At 66.3% G+C, this 2,815-nt stretch carries 3 protein-coding genes; 2 read left to right on the plus strand and 1 reads right to left on the minus strand.

Going from position 1 to position 2,815, the window contains the following annotated elements; translation table 11 throughout:
- Window positions 1-639, minus strand: a 639-nt coding sequence (locus tag WCB02_RS34855; RefSeq protein WP_423965812.1) for a hypothetical protein, incomplete at its 3' end; no start/stop codon positions are given.
- 164 nt (window positions 640-803) lie between these two features.
- Between WCB02_RS34855 and WCB02_RS34860 the strand changes: the two genes are divergently transcribed.
- Window positions 804-1,850, plus strand: coding sequence for an HlyD family secretion protein (locus tag WCB02_RS34860; RefSeq protein WP_423965814.1), 1,047 nt, complete (start codon window positions 804-806; stop codon window positions 1,848-1,850).
- Window positions 1,850-2,815 (plus strand): ABC transporter permease (locus tag WCB02_RS34865; RefSeq protein WP_423965816.1); only part of this gene is annotated, 966 nt, incomplete at its 3' end. The genes WCB02_RS34860 and WCB02_RS34865, both read left to right, overlap by 1 nt.

The raw sequence follows: 2,815 nt of genomic DNA on the forward strand, positions 1-2,815 counted from the left end.
AAGCAATTCCGTTAGGCGACGGTGGCAAAAAAGCATGGTCACCGAGGAGAGCGCGTATAAGCCGTAAACCATTGCGTGCGGGGATGCCGGGTGATTCCGGTGCGACCGCTGTGAATACTCGTGTGCAGACTTACTACCCACTATGCGCACACGAGGCTGCGGGTGCATCGGGCGCCCGGCATCCCCCACGCCCTCTGGCTTTCGAGGGCATGAGATTTCAGCATCGCTTCGGGCGCATCGCGCCGCGAGAGCGCGAAGCCGTGTCTTGCTGCGGGTGTCGATGAACGCGGCGCTTCGAAAAAAAGAATCGGCGATGCGACGGCTGTGCCCGTGCCTCCCTCCATCGTCATGCCCCGCGCATGCGCCGTTCGATCGGTCCTTGCCCGACGTGGAGAACGATTGGCCTGCGCGAGGCTCGAACAATGAAATGTGAACATCGACAGCAGCCATTGCAATCAGGGTTGCTTGATTGCCGTTCATCGCCGCATGAAAATCATTCAGCGGATTGACTTCAGCTCGCGTGGCAGGAGAACTTGAGCGCTCGTGCACACGGGCCGCCTGACGCAAAACCTTCAGGGTTTGCGCGATACGATGCTGTTTCGGAGGGGGACCAACAATGAGGTCATGGCTTATGCCCATTCGAACCGGTGGTCTCGCAGCCGAGATCGGGCGGCCGTGGTGGATCATCGAAGATGCCGTGGACCCGCAGGCCACGTTGCCGGTCCTGGCGGGGCGGGTCACGCGATCGAGCCGCGTGCATCCTTGCTCGGTCGCGGCGTGGTGTCATCCGAATGGATAGGCCGATGCCGGACACTGAACAGGCGGTCGCAACCAAGCCGGCGGAAATCAAGCGCAGCGGCACGCCTTGGCCGGCGGCGCGCATGCCGGCCGTCATCGTTGCCCTGGTGGTCGTGGCGGTCGCCGCGTTATCGATCTGGTATCTGGTCCGGCCGGAGCCGCTGGTGGTGCAAGGCGAGGTCGACGCCACCCGCATGGACATCGCTGCCCGGATCGACGGGCGCGTCGGCGAGATTCCGGTGGCGCGTGGCCAGAACGTGGCCGCTGGCGCCGTGCTGGTGCGGATCGACAACCCCGAGACATTGGCCAAGCTCAGGGATGCCGAGGCGGCCAAGGTGGTGGCGCAGGCGCAGATGGCGCATGTCGATGCCGCAACCCGTGTCGAAATCATCGCCGCGCAGAAGGCGGCCTATGAGCGCGCGCAAGCTGCCGAGACGCTGGCACAGAAGACGTTTGACCGCACCCAGCAGCTGTTCCAGGAGGGGCATTCGCCGCAGGCCCAGCTCGATCTCGCGACCGATCATCTGCAGGAAGGCCAGAGGGCGACCGAGCAGGCCAAGTCCGCCTATGAGCAGGCGGTCAACGGCGCCACCCGCGAGGAACGGGCGCTGGCGGCTGCCGGCGTGCAGAAGGCGCTTGCCGACATCGATAGCGTGCAGGCGCTGGTCGATCAGATGACGGTCACGGCGCCTTCTGCCGCGCAGGTGTATCAGCGCAATGTCGAGCTGGGCGAATATGTGTCACCCGGCGTGCCGCTCCTGACCCTGATCGATCTGAGCGATGTCTGGATTCATTTCGACCTGCGCGAGGATCTGGTCAAGACGCTGAAGGTCGGCGATCGCTTCGATGTGCGGGTGCCGGCGCTTGGCGACCGAGCGATCACGGTCGAAGTCAAGCTGATCGCGACGCGCGGCGAATATGCCAGCTGGCGCGCCACCCGCGCCACAGGTCAATTCGACCTGCGCACCTTCGAGGTTCGGGCCTATCCGGTCGACAAGGTGCCGGAGCTGCGCCCGGGGATGAGCGCCTATGTCGATTGGCGGAGCCGATGATGGGCCCGATGCCGCGGCCAGGTTTTCGGCTGGTCGTCATCCGCGAGTGGCGCTGGATGCTGCGCGACCGGGTGATGCCGATCCTGGTGCTCGGCGTGCCGTTGTTGGCGATCGTCGTGCTCACGGCGGTGTTCAGCCATCAGGTGATGCGGGGCCTCGGCGTCGTCATCGTCGACGACGATCGGACCCAGACCGCGGCGACCTTCATCGGATCCGTGGCGGCGTCGCCGACGCTTGCCGTGGTCGGCCGTCCGGGCGATCTGGCCGGCGCGGCGCGCGCCATCCGCTCCGGCGAGGCCGGCGCGGCCGTGTACATCCCGGCCGATTTCGAGCGCGATCTTCAGGCCGGCCGCCGTCCGAAGGTGACGGCGTTCTACAATCAGCAGGCGCTCACCGCGGCCGGCGTGGCCTCGCAGGGGCTGTCGGATGCCCTTAACGCGGCCGCCGGCCGCGTGGCTCCGGCGACCCAGGGCGCGCCCAGCTGGCATCACGTCGGTCAGCTTGCGGTCGAACAGATCGCGCTCAGCAACCCCGAGCGCAACTACGCGCAATATCTGGTGCGGGCGCTGCTGCCGGTGGTGCTGCACATCGTCATCGCCCTGAGCGCCGGCTACGCCGTGGGGTCGGAGTTCCGGCGGCGCAGCTTCCGCAGCTGGCTCGCCTGCGCCGGCAGCGACCCGATCATCGCGCTCGCCGGCAAGCTGACGCCGCTCCTCATTCTGTTCATCGGCATGATGGGCGTACTGACCCTGGTCGTCGAAGGCGTGTTCGGGATTCCATTCCGGGGCGACGTGCCGATGATGCTGGTTGCGGCGCTGATGTTCCTGGTGGCCTATCTGGCGCTGGGGGCGCTGTTTCAGTTGCTCGCCCGCGAACTTGCGACCGGTCTCGCGCTCACCGGGCTGTTCGTCTCGCCGGCCTTCGGCTTTGCCGGTGTCGGCTTTCCCGTGATCGGCATGAATGCC

Source organism: Bradyrhizobium sp., from assembly GCF_049581145.1.
Lineage (GTDB): Bacteria > Pseudomonadota > Alphaproteobacteria > Rhizobiales > Xanthobacteraceae > Bradyrhizobium.

Excerpts from the sequence above, each read along its gene's own strand:
- WCB02_RS34860 (WP_423965814.1), top strand. The coding sequence starts at position 804 with ATGCCGGACACTGAACAGGCGGTCGCAACCAAGCCGGCGGAAATCAAG.